The sequence below is a fragment of the Paenibacillus sp. BR1-192 genome, assembly GCF_029542445.1.
GTDB classification, from domain to species: domain Bacteria; phylum Bacillota; class Bacilli; order Paenibacillales; family Paenibacillaceae; genus Paenibacillus_AQ; species Paenibacillus_AQ lautus_A.
On sequence record NZ_CP120718.1, the window covers coordinates 5,860,455 to 5,877,409 of the forward strand.

At 43.1% G+C, this 16,955-nt stretch carries 35 protein-coding genes; all 35 read right to left on the reverse strand.

Going from position 1 to position 16,955, the window contains the following annotated elements; all coding sequences use genetic code 11:
* Window positions 1-39: 39 nt before the first annotated feature.
* Window positions 40-408 (reverse strand): hypothetical protein, encoded by a 369-nt coding sequence (locus P0X86_RS26485; protein ID WP_277746856.1) that lies wholly within the window; start codon window positions 406-408, stop codon window positions 40-42.
* 196 nt (window positions 409-604) lie between these two features.
* Window positions 605-778, reverse strand: coding sequence for a hypothetical protein (locus tag P0X86_RS26490; RefSeq protein WP_162939190.1), 174 nt, complete (start codon window positions 776-778; stop codon window positions 605-607).
* Between the two features lie 297 nt (window positions 779-1,075).
* Window positions 1,076-1,354, reverse strand: coding sequence for a hypothetical protein (locus P0X86_RS26495; protein ID WP_277746857.1), 279 nt, complete (start codon window positions 1,352-1,354; stop codon window positions 1,076-1,078).
* A 254-nt stretch (window positions 1,355-1,608) separates the two neighbouring features.
* Window positions 1,609-1,767: a hypothetical protein gene (locus tag P0X86_RS26500; RefSeq protein WP_277746858.1), complete on the reverse strand. Its 159-nt coding sequence runs from the start codon at window positions 1,765-1,767 to the stop codon at window positions 1,609-1,611.
* A gap of 248 nt (window positions 1,768-2,015) precedes the next feature.
* Entirely contained in the window at window positions 2,016-2,492 is a 477-nt protein-coding gene (locus P0X86_RS26505) for a sigma-70 family RNA polymerase sigma factor (RefSeq protein ID WP_119850631.1), read from the reverse strand.
* 233 nt (window positions 2,493-2,725) lie between these two features.
* Window positions 2,726-2,923 carry a hypothetical protein gene (locus P0X86_RS26510; RefSeq protein WP_277746859.1) on the reverse strand — a complete coding sequence of 66 codons (198 nt, stop codon included), beginning with the start codon at window positions 2,921-2,923 and terminating at the stop codon, window positions 2,726-2,728.
* Window positions 2,920-3,186: a hypothetical protein gene (locus P0X86_RS26515; RefSeq protein ID WP_277746860.1), complete on the reverse strand. Its 267-nt coding sequence runs from the start codon at window positions 3,184-3,186 to the stop codon at window positions 2,920-2,922. The genes P0X86_RS26510 and P0X86_RS26515 overlap by 4 nt, the downstream gene beginning before the upstream one ends.
* Window positions 3,183-3,506: a BC1872 family protein gene (locus tag P0X86_RS26520; RefSeq protein ID WP_277746861.1), complete on the reverse strand. Its 324-nt coding sequence runs from the start codon at window positions 3,504-3,506 to the stop codon at window positions 3,183-3,185. The genes P0X86_RS26515 and P0X86_RS26520 overlap by 4 nt, the downstream gene beginning before the upstream one ends.
* Window positions 3,503-3,868, reverse strand: a complete 366-nt coding sequence (locus tag P0X86_RS26525) for a hypothetical protein (RefSeq protein ID WP_277746862.1) — start codon at window positions 3,866-3,868, stop codon at window positions 3,503-3,505. The genes P0X86_RS26520 and P0X86_RS26525 overlap by 4 nt, the downstream gene beginning before the upstream one ends.
* Window positions 3,865-4,029 (reverse strand): hypothetical protein, encoded by a 165-nt coding sequence (locus tag P0X86_RS26530; RefSeq protein ID WP_277746863.1) that lies wholly within the window; start codon window positions 4,027-4,029, stop codon window positions 3,865-3,867. The genes P0X86_RS26525 and P0X86_RS26530 overlap by 4 nt, the downstream gene beginning before the upstream one ends.
* The gene (locus tag P0X86_RS26535) at window positions 4,026-4,382 is read right to left on the reverse strand and encodes a hypothetical protein (protein ID WP_277746864.1); all 357 of its coding nucleotides are present in this window, start codon (window positions 4,380-4,382) and stop codon (window positions 4,026-4,028) included. The genes P0X86_RS26530 and P0X86_RS26535 overlap by 4 nt, the downstream gene beginning before the upstream one ends.
* Window positions 4,379-4,708, reverse strand: a complete 330-nt coding sequence (locus P0X86_RS26540) for a hypothetical protein (RefSeq protein WP_277746865.1) — start codon at window positions 4,706-4,708, stop codon at window positions 4,379-4,381. The genes P0X86_RS26535 and P0X86_RS26540 overlap by 4 nt, the downstream gene beginning before the upstream one ends.
* A gap of 5 nt (window positions 4,709-4,713) precedes the next feature.
* Window positions 4,714-5,157 (reverse strand): YopX family protein, encoded by a 444-nt coding sequence (locus tag P0X86_RS26545; protein WP_277746866.1) that lies wholly within the window; start codon window positions 5,155-5,157, stop codon window positions 4,714-4,716.
* Between the two features lie 97 nt (window positions 5,158-5,254).
* The gene (locus tag P0X86_RS26550; protein ID WP_277746867.1) at window positions 5,255-5,377 is read right to left on the reverse strand and encodes a hypothetical protein; all 123 of its coding nucleotides are present in this window, start codon (window positions 5,375-5,377) and stop codon (window positions 5,255-5,257) included.
* Window positions 5,378-5,459: 82 nt separating this feature from the next.
* Window positions 5,460-5,699 carry a hypothetical protein gene (locus tag P0X86_RS26555; protein WP_277746868.1) on the reverse strand — a complete coding sequence of 80 codons (240 nt, stop codon included), beginning with the start codon at window positions 5,697-5,699 and terminating at the stop codon, window positions 5,460-5,462.
* A 22-nt stretch (window positions 5,700-5,721) separates the two neighbouring features.
* Window positions 5,722-6,357, reverse strand: a complete 636-nt coding sequence (locus P0X86_RS26560; RefSeq protein WP_277746869.1) for a hypothetical protein — start codon at window positions 6,355-6,357, stop codon at window positions 5,722-5,724.
* Window positions 6,358-6,455: 98 nt separating this feature from the next.
* Complete coding sequence (locus P0X86_RS26565) at window positions 6,456-7,133, reverse strand: DNA-methyltransferase (RefSeq protein WP_277746870.1); 678 nt, start codon at window positions 7,131-7,133, stop codon at window positions 6,456-6,458.
* Window positions 7,134-7,166: 33 nt separating this feature from the next.
* Window positions 7,167-7,322, reverse strand: a complete 156-nt coding sequence (locus P0X86_RS26570) for a hypothetical protein (RefSeq protein WP_277746871.1) — start codon at window positions 7,320-7,322, stop codon at window positions 7,167-7,169.
* Between the two features lie 15 nt (window positions 7,323-7,337).
* Window positions 7,338-7,505 carry a hypothetical protein gene (locus tag P0X86_RS26575; RefSeq protein WP_277746872.1) on the reverse strand — a complete coding sequence of 56 codons (168 nt, stop codon included), beginning with the start codon at window positions 7,503-7,505 and terminating at the stop codon, window positions 7,338-7,340.
* Between the two features lie 21 nt (window positions 7,506-7,526).
* Window positions 7,527-8,105 (reverse strand): dUTP diphosphatase, encoded by a 579-nt coding sequence (locus tag P0X86_RS26580; RefSeq protein ID WP_277746873.1) that lies wholly within the window; start codon window positions 8,103-8,105, stop codon window positions 7,527-7,529.
* Window positions 8,106-8,191: 86 nt separating this feature from the next.
* Entirely contained in the window at window positions 8,192-8,707 is a 516-nt protein-coding gene (locus tag P0X86_RS26585) for a crossover junction endodeoxyribonuclease RuvC (protein ID WP_277746874.1), read from the reverse strand.
* A gap of 1 nt (window position 8,708) precedes the next feature.
* Window positions 8,709-9,446 carry a sigma-70 family RNA polymerase sigma factor gene (locus tag P0X86_RS26590; RefSeq protein ID WP_277746875.1) on the reverse strand — a complete coding sequence of 246 codons (738 nt, stop codon included), beginning with the start codon at window positions 9,444-9,446 and terminating at the stop codon, window positions 8,709-8,711.
* Window positions 9,419-9,571, reverse strand: a complete 153-nt coding sequence (locus P0X86_RS26595) for a hypothetical protein (RefSeq protein WP_277746876.1) — start codon at window positions 9,569-9,571, stop codon at window positions 9,419-9,421. Before P0X86_RS26595 ends, P0X86_RS26590 begins: the two co-directional genes overlap by 28 nt.
* A 13-nt stretch (window positions 9,572-9,584) precedes the next feature.
* The gene (dnaB, locus tag P0X86_RS26600; RefSeq protein ID WP_277746877.1) at window positions 9,585-10,877 is read right to left on the reverse strand and encodes a replicative DNA helicase; all 1,293 of its coding nucleotides are present in this window, start codon (window positions 10,875-10,877) and stop codon (window positions 9,585-9,587) included.
* The gene (locus P0X86_RS26605; RefSeq protein WP_277746878.1) at window positions 10,874-11,236 is read right to left on the reverse strand and encodes a hypothetical protein; all 363 of its coding nucleotides are present in this window, start codon (window positions 11,234-11,236) and stop codon (window positions 10,874-10,876) included. The genes dnaB and P0X86_RS26605 overlap by 4 nt, the downstream gene beginning before the upstream one ends.
* Before the next feature lie 14 nt (window positions 11,237-11,250).
* The gene (locus P0X86_RS26610; protein ID WP_277746879.1) at window positions 11,251-11,994 is read right to left on the reverse strand and encodes a hypothetical protein; all 744 of its coding nucleotides are present in this window, start codon (window positions 11,992-11,994) and stop codon (window positions 11,251-11,253) included.
* Window positions 11,995-12,006: 12 nt separating this feature from the next.
* Complete coding sequence (locus tag P0X86_RS26615; RefSeq protein WP_277746880.1) at window positions 12,007-12,408, reverse strand: hypothetical protein; 402 nt, start codon at window positions 12,406-12,408, stop codon at window positions 12,007-12,009.
* A gap of 11 nt (window positions 12,409-12,419) precedes the next feature.
* Window positions 12,420-12,812, reverse strand: a complete 393-nt coding sequence (locus P0X86_RS26620) for a single-stranded DNA-binding protein (protein ID WP_277746881.1) — start codon at window positions 12,810-12,812, stop codon at window positions 12,420-12,422.
* Between the two features lie 11 nt (window positions 12,813-12,823).
* On the reverse strand, window positions 12,824-13,639 hold the full coding sequence (locus P0X86_RS26625; protein ID WP_277746882.1) for a PD-(D/E)XK nuclease-like domain-containing protein: 816 nt from the start codon (window positions 13,637-13,639) through the stop codon (window positions 12,824-12,826).
* Complete coding sequence (locus P0X86_RS26630) at window positions 13,620-14,390, reverse strand: RecT family recombinase (protein WP_277746883.1); 771 nt, start codon at window positions 14,388-14,390, stop codon at window positions 13,620-13,622. The genes P0X86_RS26625 and P0X86_RS26630 overlap by 20 nt, the downstream gene beginning before the upstream one ends.
* 59 nt (window positions 14,391-14,449) lie before the next feature.
* Window positions 14,450-14,806, reverse strand: coding sequence for a hypothetical protein (locus P0X86_RS26635; RefSeq protein WP_277746884.1), 357 nt, complete (start codon window positions 14,804-14,806; stop codon window positions 14,450-14,452).
* 500 nt (window positions 14,807-15,306) lie between these two features.
* On the reverse strand, window positions 15,307-15,582 hold the full coding sequence (locus tag P0X86_RS26640; RefSeq protein ID WP_277746885.1) for a DUF7667 family protein: 276 nt from the start codon (window positions 15,580-15,582) through the stop codon (window positions 15,307-15,309).
* 24 nt (window positions 15,583-15,606) lie between these two features.
* Window positions 15,607-16,386 (reverse strand): ORF6N domain-containing protein, encoded by a 780-nt coding sequence (locus P0X86_RS26645; RefSeq protein ID WP_277746886.1) that lies wholly within the window; start codon window positions 16,384-16,386, stop codon window positions 15,607-15,609.
* A gap of 19 nt (window positions 16,387-16,405) precedes the next feature.
* The gene (locus P0X86_RS26650; protein ID WP_277746887.1) at window positions 16,406-16,573 is read right to left on the reverse strand and encodes a hypothetical protein; all 168 of its coding nucleotides are present in this window, start codon (window positions 16,571-16,573) and stop codon (window positions 16,406-16,408) included.
* Window positions 16,574-16,593: 20 nt separating this feature from the next.
* Window positions 16,594-16,812, reverse strand: coding sequence for a helix-turn-helix domain-containing protein (locus tag P0X86_RS26655; RefSeq protein ID WP_277746888.1), 219 nt, complete (start codon window positions 16,810-16,812; stop codon window positions 16,594-16,596).
* Window positions 16,813-16,955: the final 143 nt, after the last annotated feature.

The window sequence follows — 16,955 nt, forward strand, 5'->3', positions numbered from 1 at the left end:
GGAAAAAGCTACCCTGCCCGGTCCCGTGATAGGTTTAACCTATAAGTTAGGGTGGGCGGGGATAGATAACCTCTCGATTCCCAATGTTTTGACAGAGTTCTGGTCTTTATCAAAATGTTTGATATGAACCTTGTGACTACCTCTGTTAAATGCATCGCTGGTTTCCCACGAGTACGATACATCGATCTTACCTTCCACCTTCTCCCCTTTGTATCGCACAGTTGGTACCGACTCCATATCTTCAACCTCAATTATAAGCAATGGCTCATTCACCTGAGGTTCCTCTACAATTATCCCCTTAGCAACTACCCCATAGCAGTATCCGCATATCCCTAACTCCGTGCCATAGCAATTACGAACCTTACTAACTGCTTTTCCTTTACCGCATAAATTACAATCATATTTCATTCTCGTTCCCTCCCTCACTCGTTTCCCTTTCTATCCAAAGGTCCTTCTCAACACTTGCACAAACAGCGCTGTAACTATTCAAGACAGTCCCAATACTTTGATCATTCAATACGTCAGATGTCATCAGGAGTCTAAGTTCCTTTAAGTACTCAAGTTTCAATTCAGTTGCTTCCATGTTCCTTCGTCCACCTTTCATTCACGAATGCTTAATCACCTTACACAGATAAACAGGAATATCTTTTTCGCTTACCACCAATCTGTTGTATTCCTCGTTTGCTTCTGCCTCGTTCTCAAATATCTGTTGCATTGCATCCGGTCCATAATCAATGAACACGGCATACTGTTCGCCTTGCTTAATGTTTCTGTTCACGGATTGCCTTCCACCTTTCATAATGCTGCCTCACTCTCTCTTGCCACTCCAGCCCCAGTTCAGTCAGTTCATGTGTTACTCTGTCATGCATAGCATTGTGTTGCTTATCGCTTAGGCTTATCAGGTTCCAATCCTCTAATGCTAATTCCGGATAGTATTCAAGCTGATAGCAATGGTGGACTGTTGTAGCCGGTTCGGTCTTACCGTACCTTTTGCTTTGTTGACACATGTATTCGTCTCTTCGTAATATTTTGGCTCGTTTACGTTTCCATGCTTTTGATTTGTAGAATAATTGTGTCATTCTTCTGCCACCTTAATAGTTCCATGAGCATCGTAGAACGTTGCTTTAAATCCTTCGTCTTTAGATATCACCAATTCAACCTTTTTCGCGACTTCTTCAATAACCCATCTATCGAACCGTTCTGGGTTCTTTACCTTGCTCATCGAGAAACCAACCTGCTCATAATCCACTTCTACGGCGTTGATCTTTTTAATCGTGTATTCCTTTCCCAATCTATCCAGCGCATCAACAGCACTATGCAAATCCGATCTGCTGAATACAGTTTCCTTGTACATCCCTTACACCTCACAGTTTATTTAACTTATGTTCCAATGACCTCTTCGTCTTAGCCAACCTTTGCTTTGACATCGCCAATTCCACACATACTTCGTTTATATCTTTGCTTCTTTTGTTCCCTTGGTAGTATTTCAGTAGGTTGTATTCATGGTCAGTAAGTCTTAGCTTCTCTTTGGCTTCATCTGCAGATATGAATTTGATCTTTTGAGCAAGCATCGCACCACCCTTTCTTATGCAAATAAAAAAAGCCGCCCTATTGGCGACCTAATAGTTTATCTATTTTCTTATTAACCCATTCGGCTTTTGGTTCTAACCAATTAAGTATTGTGTACAGTTTGAACGCTTTAGCTAATTCATGAACGAATTCATTTTTAGCCTTTTCAAACTCTATGAAGTCTTTCCGTTCTTCCATATTTATCACCTCTCAATCAGATGATATCATAAACCGCTTTACTTAGGCAGCGGCAGCCCCCAGGATCGCACTCTTTAACCGCTCTGGTCACGGTAAAGGAGGATTACTATCAAGAGTGGAGTATTCGATATGTTAAGGTAGTTGTTCTAAAATTTAGGGATAACGAGACCGTGCCGTATAGTCATCTCGATATCCCCCACCCGTCTATATATAGGTGGCAAGTGTAAGGGTTATTTTGCCTTTTTCACTTATCCAACCAAGAAAAGACTGTTTTCTATGTTATTTTTTACTTTTTCTTCGGCTTTCTTTAAGTAGTCTTGGATTGTTCCTCTTTTCACATTTAATATATTCGCTATATCTCCAATGGAGTAACATTTACCGTATTTCATGATATAGCATTCACGTTCTCTCTCGCTTAGTGTAGATAAAGCGTCTTCGATTTGGTACCTTTCGTACTCACTCAACGTTGTAGGGCTTCCACAAGCTGCTGGTTGGGCGTATGACTGTATCTTGAGTGGATCTACAGGAATTGTTCGTTGGCCTCTGGAACGTCTGTTTATACCTCGTCTTGGATCGGGCTTATGTCCTCGATTCATCCAATCGATAGCATACTGTAAATCAGATATCATGCCGCTGATTAATTCCTTTTCTTCTTCGGGAGCGTTTATTTTGTATCCCATGAGTAAGGATCGTGTTTCCCGGTATTGTTTTAATAGTTCTTTCAACTTGTTCACCCCTTTATATAATCAAATAAGTCCGTTTGCCCTTCCTTAACCACTTCGGTTGAATCACATATTAGACCGTCTTCTAGCCATCTTGCAGGAGCTTCCTTCTCATAGTGAGGCCAAACCCTTTCACCTGCTCTATGACGCTTAGGATCTTCTTCCTCGGCCTTCCGCGTCCATGTCCAGTAGGTTTGTGCTGTTACGGTGTTAGGTGTCACTGTTATACCCTCCGATCATCCTGCTCTACCTGTTCCTTTGCATGCCTCACACTTGACCTTTTTATCTTTATATCTAATACTCCCAACGTCATAAGTAACAGCACTTTGCATGGCTAGCTGCTCACCGCTACCTAAACATCGAGTGCATAATTTCGGCAATTGAATTTCTATAGGTATAGATGCTTTTGGTAAAGATACTTCGATAGAGTTCATTCTTCTGTTTCCTCCCCTGGAAGGTTGATAGAGTGTGCGTTCAGTATCTTAGCGTGCAATTTAACCACTTCATCCGCACTGTCCAATACAGCGTATTCCACTGCTATCTGATCACCATCCCACAAGAACGTTTCCCATCCCCATTTTTCAAAATGAGCATTTGCAAATTTTCTGAAGCAGCTAGAGATCCTTTTCTTGTCATTGATTCTGGTGTGGATCGTTGTTCTATCTGGTTTATTGGATAAATCTATACCGATGATCATTTTGTTTCTCCCTCCTCTAATACAGCTAGTAGAGCGGCTTTACAGATGGCATACGGTAGTCTTGGATGGGCTATTGTTTCTGTTTGCACATGTTCTTCTTGAAACGGTGGTATCTGTACCCATACCTCGTAAAAATCGGCGCATGTCCTGATGTCCGTGTAAAGGTGTGACTCCCTCAGCTTCTCTACTACTTCCCATGCTGCGGATATGTCGGAAGAGTATGGGACATGTGCAATCATCTCTACCCCGAATATTTCTCGTGATACGATTTCGTCAAGTTCTTCTCCCGGCTTCATAGCCAATATCTCTTCCCGTTTCATTTGGTTTCCTCCTTTGGATAAAGGATAGATAGTATGTTGTTCATGTAATCGACCATCAGCGTTCCTGCAATCTCTTTGGAATCCCATTGAGGGAATTCCCTAATACAGTGTTCCAGGGCTTCTTTTAGCTTCTGTTCCCTCCGTGTTGTCTCTTCCAACTCTCTACGCTGTACCACAAACCTTTGCTTATCTGCATAATAGTCGCAGTTGATCTTGGCTAGTTCTTCTTTGGTGGCTGCGTATTGTTGGAGCCAGTGGATGCCTATCTCAGGAAGGATAGAAAGGAATGTAAGTCCGTCTGAAAATCCGTTCGCTTTTGATTGCTCGCATATCCTCATATCCTTTTTCCAGTCTCTACTCATTCCCCAAGCCCCCTATCCGGTCTGCATCCCTTGCACCAGATTTCGTCATCTGGAATGGTGACTACTCCGCATCGTGCGCAGCGGTTGGATTCAAGCCAGCGTCTGAGCGCTTTCTCTGCGTCAGTTGGTGCATGGACGATGATGATCTTGTCTCTACTCATTCCACTACCTCCAACTCGCAAAAGTCGTACAAATCATCCGCGTCATATCCTGCGAAAGTCACGTATGCCTTTCTGCCTCTGATTTTCTGTACTTCCCCAATCCCAAACCAATTTAATTTGTGCTTAACTTTATCTCCCGGCTTAATGGTGGGTACGGTGTCGGGCTTATATGCGCCAGCCATAATTGCGTCAACAAACAACTGTAAGAGTTCAATCTTGTTAGAAATCTCAGCCGCCCAACTTTCTTCTCCTTCATGCATCGCATAGTTCATATCGTTATTTAGTGAGTCGATATGTCTCATTAGATCGCTTAATATCTTATTCCTGTCTATTAGCTTTACTTGGTTATTCATATCCACCCCTCCATTTCATTGATTCTGCTCTCGTAATGATTCCAATCATCCTCGTCAAAACACTTTTTATAACTGGATAAGTAGTGTCCGTACAGCTCAATAAGATCATTAATCTCAATGCATACATCATTACTGCATAACGCCACTTCCATGGGACCTTCCGCAAAATGCTCCTCGCCCACAATTTCTACGAATGTTGCCAAGTCCGAAAAATCAACACGCACAAAGGCGAATACTGTTTTATTCCGTTCGAAGTCTTTTGTGTAAAGGCCCATTTCACGTTCACGGAGGAATTCATATAAATCTGCGTCAACTTCTCTACTCATATCTTCTACCCCTCCAATAGATCGGGATTGTCCCAGCGGTTGCCGATGACTTCTGCTTCATCAATCGCTTCCCAAAAATCTTCATTGTCGATAGATTCACGGTTAGTCACATAAAATTGAGCCTGATCATCATCCCATTTGATTTCACCAACACATGTGACTTCATCCCAATCACCATCTACACCATTCATGTAAGCGTCAGGGTATCGCACAATATCCCCTTCATATATCTCTTTACCGTTACGGTCTTTTAGTCCGGAGTCTTGACCTACTGTTTCGGGATCGACTTCATAAAAATTACCTCTAGCATCGAAAATATAATGCACTCTAGGTGGTACATCATCATATCCTTGTGAGTTGTAACAAATATCAAACGTATACATGTAGTATCCGTAGACAAACCTTTCAGTTTTGGTTCGCTTACCTCTAAATTTGATTTCACGTTTCATCTTCTCTTCTTCCTCTCTAAAGGGATAAAGGGCTTATACGGCCCCCGGCTTCGCCTGAGATTATTCGGTCGTTGTCGGAGGCCTTTCGGCCAATCAGTTAAACGTAGCGCACTTCATGGAACTTTCCGGTTTCTTGATAGGCGAATTGCGCCGCATAGTATGCTTCTCCGGGTGTAGAAAACTTCTCCATAAGCTGACCATCTAAATAAACACCGTACATTTTCATTCCTCCATTGGTTTTGCGGCTTGCCGCCATCGACCGACAGAATATGCTCAGCCTTTAGGCGGCGGCCGTATATGGTTTAATCCTTTTCCTTCAATGCTTCTGCAATAATAAATCCTGCTGCATTAGGCTGGACATTGCATATACGATCTAGGGCTTCTTTCATAGCCTTTCGTAGTCTATCTACCTCAGACCATGCAACACGCTCAGAATCCAACGCTTTCTCCACATTATCGTCAAGTATCGGGACCCCTTGGGCATTGTAGAATATATGAAATTCTCTAATTTCTTGACGCTCAGTTTCCGTCAACCTCTTCATTCCGTCTTATCCCTCCTTGGGTTTATAGGGCTTCCCTGGCTGTTAGCCAATCGCAATATTTCTGTATTTCTTCCTTGTCTGCAAAATAAGTCCACGAAGTTACCGCTGCGTAGTCAGTTCCGTCTTTATACATGTGATATGAACCGACCCTTTCTTCACGTTGTTCATCGTAATATCCGACATTGATACCATGATCGGGCGAATAATGCTCAATGTACGATGCTTCAACTTCTCTGATTTCGTGTTTAAATGTATATGTCTTACAAGAGCAATCCTCTTTAGCTGTTCTTCCTAACGGGGTCTTATACTCAACCTGTCTGTTGTCATCGCAATGATCACATTTAGGCTTATAGATTCGGTTGGAATCAACGGTATAAATCACTGCCTTGTAGTCTTTCAGCAATTCAGCTAAACGCATTTTCTTTGCTTCCCTAAAAGCATCTAGCTTCGCGCGTTCCAAATCATTCTTTTCGCGAGTTCGTTCGAATTCGATTTCTCGCATTCGTTCCTTGACCGGCTTTAATTCAGCGTTTTCTTTCCGGAGTCGTTCCATCTCTGCTTTGTATTCATCCTTGACCGAGGCCATAAGCGATGACTTGAATTCTTCAATCTGCATTTCGAAATCGCTTGGTTCGTAGAAATCATCATATTCGTACATTTGTTATCTCTCCTTATATGGGGTATGGGGGTTAAAATAGGGTTAATTGCATTTGTTCGATTCGCTGTTGTCCACCGGTTGCATATTTCGGATCTTTTTCAATCACAATGTAATTCCGGTTGCTCCGTGCTGCAGCTACTTGCAGTCGTGCAACTTCCTCCGCAGTTATCAAGCACCGTTTCCCCTTCATTCGTATAAGTGCGTATTAGGTATTCACACAGCTCTACAGGCTTCTGATTAGGGTGTATTCGCTCCGGGTCATCGTTGTTCACCACAGGGTAATAAAGCACGCTGCGTGGGTAACGTTCGGTTTTTCCTGCCTCGTTGGACCAAGGAATGCCATTGCCATAGACCGATGACTTATGATTGTTGGTCGCTGCATTCATTGGCTTGTGCCCTTGTGACATCTGAGCGTTATACGTTGGTGTGCTCTTATAAAAAACCAGAATGTTTTCATGAGCCTGCAGAGGCATCGACCCTTTGTTTAAGTGGCCTGTCGCCTTGTTCTTTTCCCAAATCCATTCATACCGGAACAATCGCATATTGCTGGCAGCTAGAGCTTTATCAAATGGAGCCTTTGCAAATAGCACTATCGCTCCGTTATCCTTGATAATTCGTTCATATTCGGACCACAATCTTTCAAAGGGAAGTACGGAATCCCATGGGCTTCTCGTGGTCCCGTATGGCAGATCGCAAAATATCATATCTACGCTGCCGGTCGGTATTTCCGGGAACACATCGAAGCAGTCAGCGTTGATGATTTGATTAAGAAGCATCCTTTATCGCTCCTTTGTTATGGGGTATGGGGGTTAAATCAGGTCCACAATTGACCGATTATCTGGCTTTTCCTTAATCCGGTCGTAGTACCGATATGCTTCCTCGATTTCTTTTATGGTGATCCCTTTTGCCTGAAGCAATCGAATCGCCGCTTTTACTTTTGGGTCTTGCATCCGGTTAAGCTTCATAGTGTTTTTGCTCCTTTACTCGCTCCAGATATATAAAACAGGGTCTAAATAGTCGTAATGTTTAACATCATTAATTGGGTATGTTTCCTCCGCCTCACATGTTTCTGGATTCCATATTCCGAACTTAACTTCGATTTCATCATCGTATCCACTCAAACGTTCAATGAGTTCTTTAACATTCATCCTTTATCGCTCCTTTGGGGGTTAATATCCGGTGCTTTGACGGTTATGATTGACTTCGTTCTTTGCTATATAGGCTGCTTCGATTTGTTCCCAGGTGAAGCCGAGCATCTTTCCAAGTCCGAAGAAAAATTCAAGCAACATTTGATATTCATAAGTATCGAAGTCTTCTGAAACATCAACAACAGCCATAAACACACGGTTATAAGCTTGGGTTATGTTCTCACTGGTCACTGGATCAAACGCGCCAATATACGTGTATAAATCGTCAATCAGACCAATCGACAATATGAAGTGCAAGCAATCAATGTATTCTTCTAGGAGTGGGTTGGATTTGACCTCATACCCTTCACCCTCACACCGATGGCATTCCATTCCGATATCCTCGCCGTTACATTCGAAACACGGCTGAGTGAATTCTGTTCTTGGCTTTTGGTTCTTGCTCCAGAACTTGAACCCTCGCCATTCATTCGCGCATTCTCCGAGTTCAACTTGAAGCGCTAGTATCTTTCGAGGAAGGAGATATTCATTCTCCAATCCCTTTTCTTTTACGATCCGTCTATCCAATTCACGTTGCATTTCAAACAGCTTAGTAAGGTTCATATTTACCTCCATAATTTGTATTCACTGGAACACCAGTTTGGTTTATAGGGTGTAACGGGGTGCGGAATAATTGCTTATCCCTATGCTTAACTGCTCATCTTTTCTGCGGCTTCTAGAATCGCTTCTACAACGTCTTTCTGGTACTCTGTCACGAATACACCAGATTGTACTGAACGCGCCACCTGAGCAAGCACAAATGCGTCTCGCACGTTGTTGGAATCATGTTCGAAGTTCCAATGTCTCATGATCGGTAGAATCATGTTTTCTTTCTTGGTTGTTCCCTTACCAGTTGCGAACTTCTTAACCTGGGTTGGAGACACTTCAATCCATTTCATATTCTGCCGGTACAGCTCAAGCCTGATTGCGTGACCAAGACCGAATTGAAAGTCAATCCCTTTACCCTTAGAACCGAAACTGAATCCTTCAATTGCTATCACGTCACCAAGTTCCAAGTTGTCGAATATGGTTTCTACGATCTCGCATATCTTGACTGTCTTGTCAGATGTGTCTGGTGCAATTTCGAAGCCGTCCAGGTAATTCCCGTTCCGATCCAGCAGCGCCATACCTGTTTCTCCGCTTGGGTCGATTCCTATAAAACGCATATTACGCACCTCCTGCTAATGCTCTTGATCCCCAAAAGTATAAGGATGCATTCTTTCGAATATCTTTTATCTTCATGCCGACTAACGTATGAGACACGCCAATTTCTTTGCCGATCTCTCGGAATGTCATATCGAAGTATCGATATCTCACTATTCTCCGTTCTGTTTCGTTTAGCGAATCCATAAAATCGTTGACAAAGATTTGACTGTAGTCTTCATAAGTCTTGAACACATCGACTTGTTCGATCTCCGCATCAGGTGAGATGAAATTGTGAATGAGTCGGGTTTCGATCAGGTCAAGATGTTCTAATGCTTTTTTAATCGTCTTCAAAGGATACCCAAGGATTTTAGAGATTTCTTCTGGGGGTGATTTTTTTAAATCTCGATTGACTATTTTCCCAATCACTTCATAGTAATATCTTGATGGTTTGATAGTTCGTGTATGATCCCGAATGTATAGGAACATATATTTCTTGATATAGTAGTGGGCGAAAGTAGAAAACTTGGCTTCTCCCGGTGTGTATCTTTGATATGCTTTCATCAATCCCATGATCCCTTCTTGCATGAGATCGTCCATGTCTAATTCTCTCTTTGTTCGTGCTTGCCAATTTAGCGCTACACTTGACACCAATCCCATATTTTCATTTATCACTTCTTCTATATCTCCCAGATGTGGGTTATAAACTTGACCTTCGTTTATTGAATTGTCCATTACAAGATCACTGTTTTGACGACCCACGGAGCACTCACCCCCAACCGTTTAATGACTTCCATCGCTGCATGTTTCCTATAATCCATGTCCAGTTCACAATCCATGATGATTTCGATTAACTCGTTGTTGCTCTTGGTCCCCATGACATCCATGGCCTTTCCCCCTTTATGCATATCTCGTTTCTAAATCCACGAACTTTCCATACTCCCGCATATTCACCATCTCTGCCGTTCCTACCGATCCTTCCCGGTTTTTGGCAACAATGCATTCGATGATATTTTTCTTCTCGGTTTCTTGGTTGTAATAGTCATCTCGATAAAGAAATGTGATTGTGTCCGCATCCTGTTCGATGTTTCCAGACTCTCGAAGGTCTGACATCATCGGTCGTTTGTCCTGGCGTTGTTCCACACCTCGGCTAAGCTGTGCCAGTGCGATCACCGGGCAATCATTTTCCCGAGCCATTTGTTTAAGGGAGCTGCTGACATATCCAACCTCTTCATTTCGGCCGCCAGCGAATTTCTTGCCGCCGTGGATCAGTTGCAGATAATCGATGAGTACAATCAGTTCTGGATGCTTTTTTCTAAGTTTCCGCACCGCCGACCGTATTTCTTGGATGGTGCGCCCCGGCTTGTCGTCAATGTATATTTCCATCTCAGCTAGAGTGGATAGCCCCACGGTGTATTTGGTCCATTCATCGTCTGATAGTTTCCCATCTCGAATGTTCTCACCGATGATCCGACATTCTGCCGCTATCATACGGTCAAGCAACTGTACCTCGGGTTGTTCCAAGCTAAATATCGCAACAGTCATGCCTTCTTTTCCTGCCGCAACCGCGTTATTAAGCATAAAGGCCGTTTTACCCACCGAAGGTCGTGCGGCTATGATGTTCAAAGTCTGCTTCTTCCAACGTCCTGTGATCTTGTCTAAGGCCGTTCCCACTGTTTTGGCTCCTGATGCCAGCCCATGTTCTTTCTTGTGCTCTAGTTGGTCTACGTGGTCCATGAGGCCGTCTTTGATGTGTCGGAAGCCGCCTTCTGTCCTGACTTGATCTCCAATCGATTCGGCAAGGCTCATTAATTCAGCTGCCAATTCCCTTGGATTGTCTGGCAATTCGCTGTATAGCTTTTTAATCGCCAGCATGCCGGTACGCATAAGGTACTTTTCTTTTATGATCTGCTCGTGATTTGCGAACTGATCGGTCATCGGAAAAGATGTGCTCAGTTGTGAGAGGTACTGGACACCGCCGATATCTTGCACAGCGGCACCCAGTCTTGCTACCAATGAGACGATTTCAATCTTTTCCTGCTTCTCGCGCATCTGCATCATCTGTTCAAATATCAGTTGGTGACCCTCGTGATAAAAGTGTTCTGGTGTCAGGACCGATTCATAAATCAATTCCGACTCAATCAAGATAGATCCGAGTACCGCCTGTTCTGTTTCTATACTATGGAAACTCATTGCTGTTTCCCCTTGGCCTTCGCCATCTCTCGCAAGATCCACATCTTCTTCTCAATGCCTTCAACTTCCCAAGGCAATGGAGCTGCGTTTTTGTCCCGTTCCTCCCGTTCTTTGAGGTATTGCCGGGTACGTTCGATTTCTCTCTGAGCCATGACATTGGAATTCGGCTTCACGATGTCGGCAATGGTAGGAGCGAACTTACTTTCTCTGATGTGCTCCTTGGCATTAGCCCAAGCATGTTCAGCGTCCGCCTCTTCTAATTCCTCGATCCATATTTCCGCGATACCTTTATCAACTTTCCAATTCGGATAGCTGGCGGCAAGTTTCCTGAATAACTTCTTTGCATCTTCTCTTTCCAATCGATTCGCCACCTTTACAAATCATTTAAAAAGTCGAGTCTTCCTTCATTTCGTTGCCCTTGATTAAACCGTTCGTTAATTGCATTTGTATAAAACGAGAATCCGTTCACGGTTCCGCCTTCTTGAATCTTTTTGGCATGTTTCTCTTCCATGACTTCAATGATCAAGTCAGCAGCAATACCTTTTTCTAAAAGCTTATTGACTAAAGGCCAATCAACCGGTTTAAGTCCCATCGTCTTATGAATGGTTGCATATGCCCTTTCGACTCTTGTGAAATTGTCCGTAGTATCTATTTCTTTTTCATTCTTATCATTCTTTACATTCTTGTTTGTGGTCATTTGTTGGTCATTTGATGGTCTTTTGTTGGTCATTTGTTGGTCAATTTGTTGGTCATTGCTCGTCTCGTCACCTTGATAAAAGCCCCAATTATCAATGCTTACAATACTGAATTTGTTGGTCTTTTTGATGGTCAGAAAACCACCTTTTTCTAAGGTTTCAAGCCACCTAAAAACCGTTTTTTCTCCGGTCACTTTTTCCTTGAGTTTAAGCCCTTGATTGTACAGTTCCTGAATATCAAATCGTCCAGTTACAAACTCCCCAGGCATCAAATGAACCGTCTGTTTCCCTATAATCTGGTCACGTTCTTTATGTGTTGCTTCGGTCAGGCATATGAGCCATAACCGAAGCAATTGATGATCATTGAAAATTGGATTATCTCGAATTTTGCGGTGAAGTTTTATCCACCCTTTCCCGGCCATTTCACCACCTGCTTATTTTGCTTTATCTCGTAATTTCGTAAGAATGTGTGAAGTATCCTCACCTTGTTTCTTCTTAACCAAATAGTCCAGAAGCAACGGCATCCATGTTCTCTTGCTGGAATGTACTAATGTGTGCATCTCATTTGAAAGTAGGACACAGTTCCATACCTCATATTTTCCGTTACCGCCACCCATGCCGCTATACACTACCCGATGGAGATGAAGTCCAGGACCGGGCTTACCGCTAAGTAAGCACCAGTTCCCGTCTCGTTTCTTGACTTCTTCTCTTACCTGTTCTTTGGTTAAATCAACGCCCTTTGGTTTCCTCTTACGTTGAGACGTTTGAACCTTGTTGCGCCGTTCCTTTACCTTCTTCTCCGGCTTAGGTGCTGGGTGATGTCCGAAATCAATCATACTGACACCTCCTAGAAAGGAAGATCATCGTCTGTTTTATCGTAAGCATTAGGATCTGAATTAAACGGGTCCTTATTTTGATTGTTGTTGTCTTCATGTCTGTTTCCACTGTCCAAGAATCGCACATTATCAGCGATCAGGTCATTGGTGTAAACCTTCTTGCCCTCATTGGTTTCATAACTCCCCGTCTGCCATCTACCTTCAACTCCAACCAGTCTGCCTTTATTTAGATTGTTCGCGCACGCTTCGGCTGTTTTCTTGAACACCGTTACTGGTATGAAGTCAGCTCCGTCACCATATCGGTCACAGGCTACAGTAAACTTGGTTACAGCCGTTCCGTTCGGCGCGTACCTCAGTTCAGGATCACGGGTTAATCGGCCCACAACTATCACACGGTTTATCAATGTAATTCCTCCTAATACAAGCTCAGTTCGCTAAAATGTTTGATTCGATTAATCTTCTTGGTTAACCGGCAGTAATCGCACTTCTCACAACGAGCCGGTTCAACCTCGCCTGATTTAACGGACTTAACACGCTCTATATGCTTGCCTACGATGTGTAAGCTCTGTTCTATTACGTCATAATCAAAATAGATAATTTCGTGGTCTGGTGGGTCCTGTTTAGTCACTACGACCATATGCGGCAGCAACCAATCCTTACGGCCTGTTACTCGCTTCTCAATCTCGGCATATACTGCCATTTGGATCGTATAACCGTAATGGTCCAGGAAGTTGTCATAAGCCTGAGCTTCCTTGTTCCACCACTTACCGTCTATGTCTTTCATGGTCTTTAGGTCAGCAAAAATACCTGTAACATCAGGATTATAGCTGTCCAGCATGATCTTCCATGGGATCCCGAACAGTTCAGCAGTCATGATGACTTCTTTCTGTCCTGCCAAGGCTTGCATGACAAGAGGATCATTTTCCAAAACCTCGATCATCTTGTTACAGTGTTTGAACTCAGATTTCAGTTGACCTTTTGTCGGCCCTCTGCTGCTATACAATTCGGGATGGTTTTCTCTGAATTCATCCAGAACCCCCTCATTCCAGGCATGTAGATAGTGACCTTCCATGAATGCATCAATGGCGTAAGGCTTGAACTCGCCGTTGATTGTAGCCATTGCCTGAGCCTCACAGCCCCCATATGAGGGCAGGAAGCTCTTGAACTGGCTTACAGACATATAGTAACGACCGGCTTCATCACTGAAATAATTATTCTTGTTCAGTTCCATTGGCTTGTTCCTCTGTGATCTCTTCAAACTCGGCTTCAATGATCGTAGGATTCAAAGGGCTTTGCTGTGATGGTTTAGGTTCTTTACTCATATCGAAGTCGCTTGCATCTTCGAATGTTCTGGCCTGTTCAATAGTGTCAAAGTTCAATTCAATGTTTTTGCACAAGCGCCGAAGAACTGTCTTTTTATACATTTCGCCCTTGCTTTTAGTCCAAGCCTGACCGTTGGCCTGTTTCGAGTAATTTTTGCGCGTTGTCTCAATTTCTTCGGATGACATTACCTCATACGCCATGCCGCCATCCTGGTATAGAACCACCGCAAAGGCTCCGAGTATTTCGCCGTTATTAAAAGGTTTAGGGACGAATTGAATAGTCTGCTGCCCATCCTTGATTTCTTCTCGGAAGTCATCATGTTCACGTACAAGCTTTGCGTAAATATCCTGAACTTTCCGAACGCTGTACTGCTTTGCAAGCTTCTTTTCGCCTTTGTAATCGGTTTGGAACTGTACGCTACCGTTGTAAACAATGGCATAGCACTCCTTGTTAAAGAAGTCCAAACCAAGGAAAGCACCTTTAAGCATGGTTCTGGCTACACTGGTAGCGTCACACTGTTCAATTCCTTTGGTATCCTGCAATACTGTCATGCAGTTTTGGAGAAAGCGTGTTTTGTTAAAGCTGGTTGGCATAGCTTCCCGTTTGGTGTCCAGCAAGGTATCAAGGTTCTTATGAATGACCTTTAATTTATCTGACACTTTACAACCTCCTAAAAAATGTGATATTGTGACCGTAAGAAAAATTTTAAAATGACTACTCAAAGATCATGGTTGCAGCCATGGTCTTTTTTCATGTCTAAATCAATTTGAATCTGCTTCAAACCTTCAGTGACAGGACCCAGGTCGGTATTTAAAAGGTGCTGAGCATCTACCACACCAAACCTTGTTGGTCGCTTCTGGCACTCCTGCAATTCCTCAAGAAACGTTATAGCTGCTTGCAATTGCCTCAAGGCTTTCCCCTCCCCTGATGCGTCTTCTGATTTCGTCATATCGTTCATACTGCACGTCATTGCTAAAAATGAATTTTGGATAAGGACCGTCTGATTTTCTTCCACCAACGAACGCCAAAGCTTGGATGTCGGCGTATTCTTCGCTTGCTTTGATTCGGTAACCAAGGTTCATCTTCTATCCACCTCACTTGTGTCCAACATCGGCTTTCAACAGCTTCCAACATGTGTTGTAAACAATGCGGTTCCTCATGTTCATGGACAAGGTATTGAGCCGGCCTTTCGCATTCTAATCCTTCACATTTGATCATGTCTGTCACCTCGCATATATAAAGCAACCGGGAGCCAGATGTTAAACAGCAACCATGCGATTAGTAGGTAAATCATTTATTCCAGACCGGCTTCTTCTTGTTTTCAGATACCACATACTGAAGGACAGCCATCTTTTCTCCTGTAGTCAGTGCGTTCCAATCTCTCGCAACAATGTTCATTCACTTCAACCCCCTAAATTTGTTTTTGAAGCTCATCAATGACCTGGAGCATTTCAGCATTTCCCGTCCATTGACTACGCGCTCTGTCAAGGAAACTGTTTAACTGTTCGTTGGTGCATCTTCGATTGATGCAATTTTGGAAAGCAGCTCTTAATGATTCGTTTGGTGTTGGCATGTTCACCATCCTTTCTTGGTTAAAGTTTCGTCTTTCAGGAATTCAATGGCTTCGCAAATGTTATGCAACCATTCCATATCACCAGCCGTATAAGCTACCATAGACAACTCGTGAAGCTCGTCATATTGACGGATTAACATGTAATTCTGCAATAAGAGCAATTCAATCAATCGTGCTGGGATGTTCTCAACCTTGATGCGGCCTGTTTCATGGTTCATATGCATATATGCTGCTTCAGCTAATCTGCGATGGATGTTATGGATAGCTAGGTCTTTCATGGGACCACTCTCCATTCCTGAGATTTAAACTAAAGTGCCAATGGACAATTCCTTTACGATGGTTGTATAGATTTCCTTGAGTCGTGGATCCGACTCGATAACGTCTAGCCGGTTAGCGTCATTGATCTTGGTTTTAGTTGCCCCTGACTCTGCAAGCCGTTCCTTGAGATTTGCCACCCTTATGTTAAGGTTGCAACGTCCACGCTCTTCCAGAAGCCTGTAGCTCTCTGTACGTACCTCCCTGAATCCTCCAAGCCTGGAAGCAGCCCTATTAAGTAGTCGTGTGATATCCTGCCGCCAATTATCATCACGTTGTAAGAACGTTTCTTTGATGGTTGAAACCGTAGTCTGCAACCCGATTAACTCTTGTTTTGTCTGCGCTGCCTCTAGCTGGACTTTAGCCACCGCATCAAAAGTTAATTTGAACATCTGCATTTCAGGAGTAAGCAATGATAAGTCAATCTGCATTTCTTTAACTCGGTAGTAATCATCAACCAAAGTTTCATAAGCTTCCCAAGCCTGATCGGTATTAAGTGATTTTGCTTGCAACCAAGCCCCTTTTTCAGTCCACAGAATCAATGAAGGTGCAAACTTAAGGTTCTCCGCAATTTGCGGGTAAGCTTCTTTAAAGGATTTAAGCTCATCTCCATGAACAAAGAAAAAGTGTTTACCGACTTTGTATCGTTCTTTGTTGCGGTTGTAGTTCTCGGATATCCGTCTTTCGTCCGTTCCATAAGATTGGGCAAGTTGCGATGTCATCAGAACTCTTTGACCGGAATAATCAACAATTGGCAATTGATTCATTTCATTTCTCCTTCCACGATTAATTTGCAACTGAGGACGATCTTTTTGTTCTTTTTCGTGGCAATGCTGTTGGTTGATCATCCTCAATTGCATAACCTGAATATTTAATGGAGAGTCGAGCAATTAAACTGTGTAGGTTTTTCCACGCCTCTTCACTTAAACCTGGGTTATACGGTTTTTCAGTCATCTCGGATCCCTCCATTAATATCAAGCTGTATTATGTGTCTTTTTGCGACACTGTGTTTCAAAAAAATTTTGCACTGGAACTCCTAACAAACGACTGAGCACAACAATTTCATCAGCATAAATCCTAATTTCTCCATTTTCCTTACGCTGATAAGTTCTTTTGGCTATTCCTAGATGATTTGCCACCTCCTGAGGGGATAATCCTTTATTCACACGCGCAGCTTTTACCGTGATGATCATGCTATCACCTCCCCTGCTGCTGTATCGTGTCTTATGAAGACACCTCAAGGTTAACACGAGTTTCGGAGGGAGTCAACCACAAAAAGACACGAAAATAAAATACATGTTGAATAACGTGTCTTTTTATGGTTATAATGTATTCA

Excerpts from the sequence above, each read along its gene's own strand:
- P0X86_RS26485 (WP_277746856.1), bottom strand. The coding sequence starts at position 408 with ATGAAATATGATTGTAATTTATGCGGTAAAGGAAAAGCAGTTAGTAAG.
- P0X86_RS26495 (WP_277746857.1), bottom strand. The coding sequence starts at position 1,354 with ATGTACAAGGAAACTGTATTCAGCAGATCGGATTTGCATAGTGCTGTT.
- P0X86_RS26500 (WP_277746858.1), bottom strand. The coding sequence starts at position 1,767 with ATGGAAGAACGGAAAGACTTCATAGAGTTTGAAAAGGCTAAAAATGAA.
- P0X86_RS26510 (WP_277746859.1), bottom strand. The coding sequence starts at position 2,923 with ATGAACTCTATCGAAGTATCTTTACCAAAAGCATCTATACCTATAGAA.
- P0X86_RS26515 (WP_277746860.1), bottom strand. The coding sequence starts at position 3,186 with ATGATCATCGGTATAGATTTATCCAATAAACCAGATAGAACAACGATC.
- P0X86_RS26520 (WP_277746861.1), bottom strand. The coding sequence starts at position 3,506 with ATGAAACGGGAAGAGATATTGGCTATGAAGCCGGGAGAAGAACTTGAC.
- P0X86_RS26525 (WP_277746862.1), bottom strand. The coding sequence starts at position 3,868 with ATGAGTAGAGACTGGAAAAAGGATATGAGGATATGCGAGCAATCAAAA.
- P0X86_RS26530 (WP_277746863.1), bottom strand. The coding sequence starts at position 4,029 with ATGAGTAGAGACAAGATCATCATCGTCCATGCACCAACTGACGCAGAG.
- P0X86_RS26535 (WP_277746864.1), bottom strand. The coding sequence starts at position 4,382 with ATGAATAACCAAGTAAAGCTAATAGACAGGAATAAGATATTAAGCGAT.
- P0X86_RS26540 (WP_277746865.1), bottom strand. The coding sequence starts at position 4,708 with ATGAGTAGAGAAGTTGACGCAGATTTATATGAATTCCTCCGTGAACGT.
- P0X86_RS26545 (WP_277746866.1), bottom strand. The coding sequence starts at position 5,157 with ATGAAACGTGAAATCAAATTTAGAGGTAAGCGAACCAAAACTGAAAGG.
- P0X86_RS26550 (WP_277746867.1), bottom strand. The coding sequence starts at position 5,377 with ATGTACGGTGTTTATTTAGATGGTCAGCTTATGGAGAAGTTTTCTACA.
- P0X86_RS26555 (WP_277746868.1), bottom strand. The coding sequence starts at position 5,699 with ATGAAGAGGTTGACGGAAACTGAGCGTCAAGAAATTAGAGAATTTCAT.
- P0X86_RS26560 (WP_277746869.1), bottom strand. The coding sequence starts at position 6,357 with ATGTACGAATATGATGATTTCTACGAACCAAGCGATTTCGAAATGCAG.
- P0X86_RS26565 (WP_277746870.1), bottom strand. The coding sequence starts at position 7,133 with ATGCTTCTTAATCAAATCATCAACGCTGACTGCTTCGATGTGTTCCCG.
- P0X86_RS26570 (WP_277746871.1), bottom strand. The coding sequence starts at position 7,322 with ATGAAGCTTAACCGGATGCAAGACCCAAAAGTAAAAGCGGCGATTCGA.
- P0X86_RS26575 (WP_277746872.1), bottom strand. The coding sequence starts at position 7,505 with ATGAATGTTAAAGAACTCATTGAACGTTTGAGTGGATACGATGATGAA.
- P0X86_RS26580 (WP_277746873.1), bottom strand. The coding sequence starts at position 8,105 with ATGAACCTTACTAAGCTGTTTGAAATGCAACGTGAATTGGATAGACGG.
- P0X86_RS26585 (WP_277746874.1), bottom strand. The coding sequence starts at position 8,707 with ATGCGTTTTATAGGAATCGACCCAAGCGGAGAAACAGGTATGGCGCTG.
- P0X86_RS26595 (WP_277746876.1), bottom strand. The coding sequence starts at position 9,571 with ATGGATGTCATGGGGACCAAGAGCAACAACGAGTTAATCGAAATCATC.
- dnaB (WP_277746877.1), bottom strand. The coding sequence starts at position 10,877 with ATGAGTTTCCATAGTATAGAAACAGAACAGGCGGTACTCGGATCTATC.
- P0X86_RS26610 (WP_277746879.1), bottom strand. The coding sequence starts at position 11,994 with ATGGCCGGGAAAGGGTGGATAAAACTTCACCGCAAAATTCGAGATAAT.
- P0X86_RS26615 (WP_277746880.1), bottom strand. The coding sequence starts at position 12,408 with ATGATTGATTTCGGACATCACCCAGCACCTAAGCCGGAGAAGAAGGTA.
- P0X86_RS26625 (WP_277746882.1), bottom strand. The coding sequence starts at position 13,639 with ATGGAACTGAACAAGAATAATTATTTCAGTGATGAAGCCGGTCGTTAC.
- P0X86_RS26640 (WP_277746885.1), bottom strand. The coding sequence starts at position 15,582 with ATGAAAGACCTAGCTATCCATAACATCCATCGCAGATTAGCTGAAGCA.
- P0X86_RS26645 (WP_277746886.1), bottom strand. The coding sequence starts at position 16,386 with ATGAATCAATTGCCAATTGTTGATTATTCCGGTCAAAGAGTTCTGATG.
- P0X86_RS26650 (WP_277746887.1), bottom strand. The coding sequence starts at position 16,573 with ATGACTGAAAAACCGTATAACCCAGGTTTAAGTGAAGAGGCGTGGAAA.
- P0X86_RS26655 (WP_277746888.1), bottom strand. The coding sequence starts at position 16,812 with ATGATCATCACGGTAAAAGCTGCGCGTGTGAATAAAGGATTATCCCCT.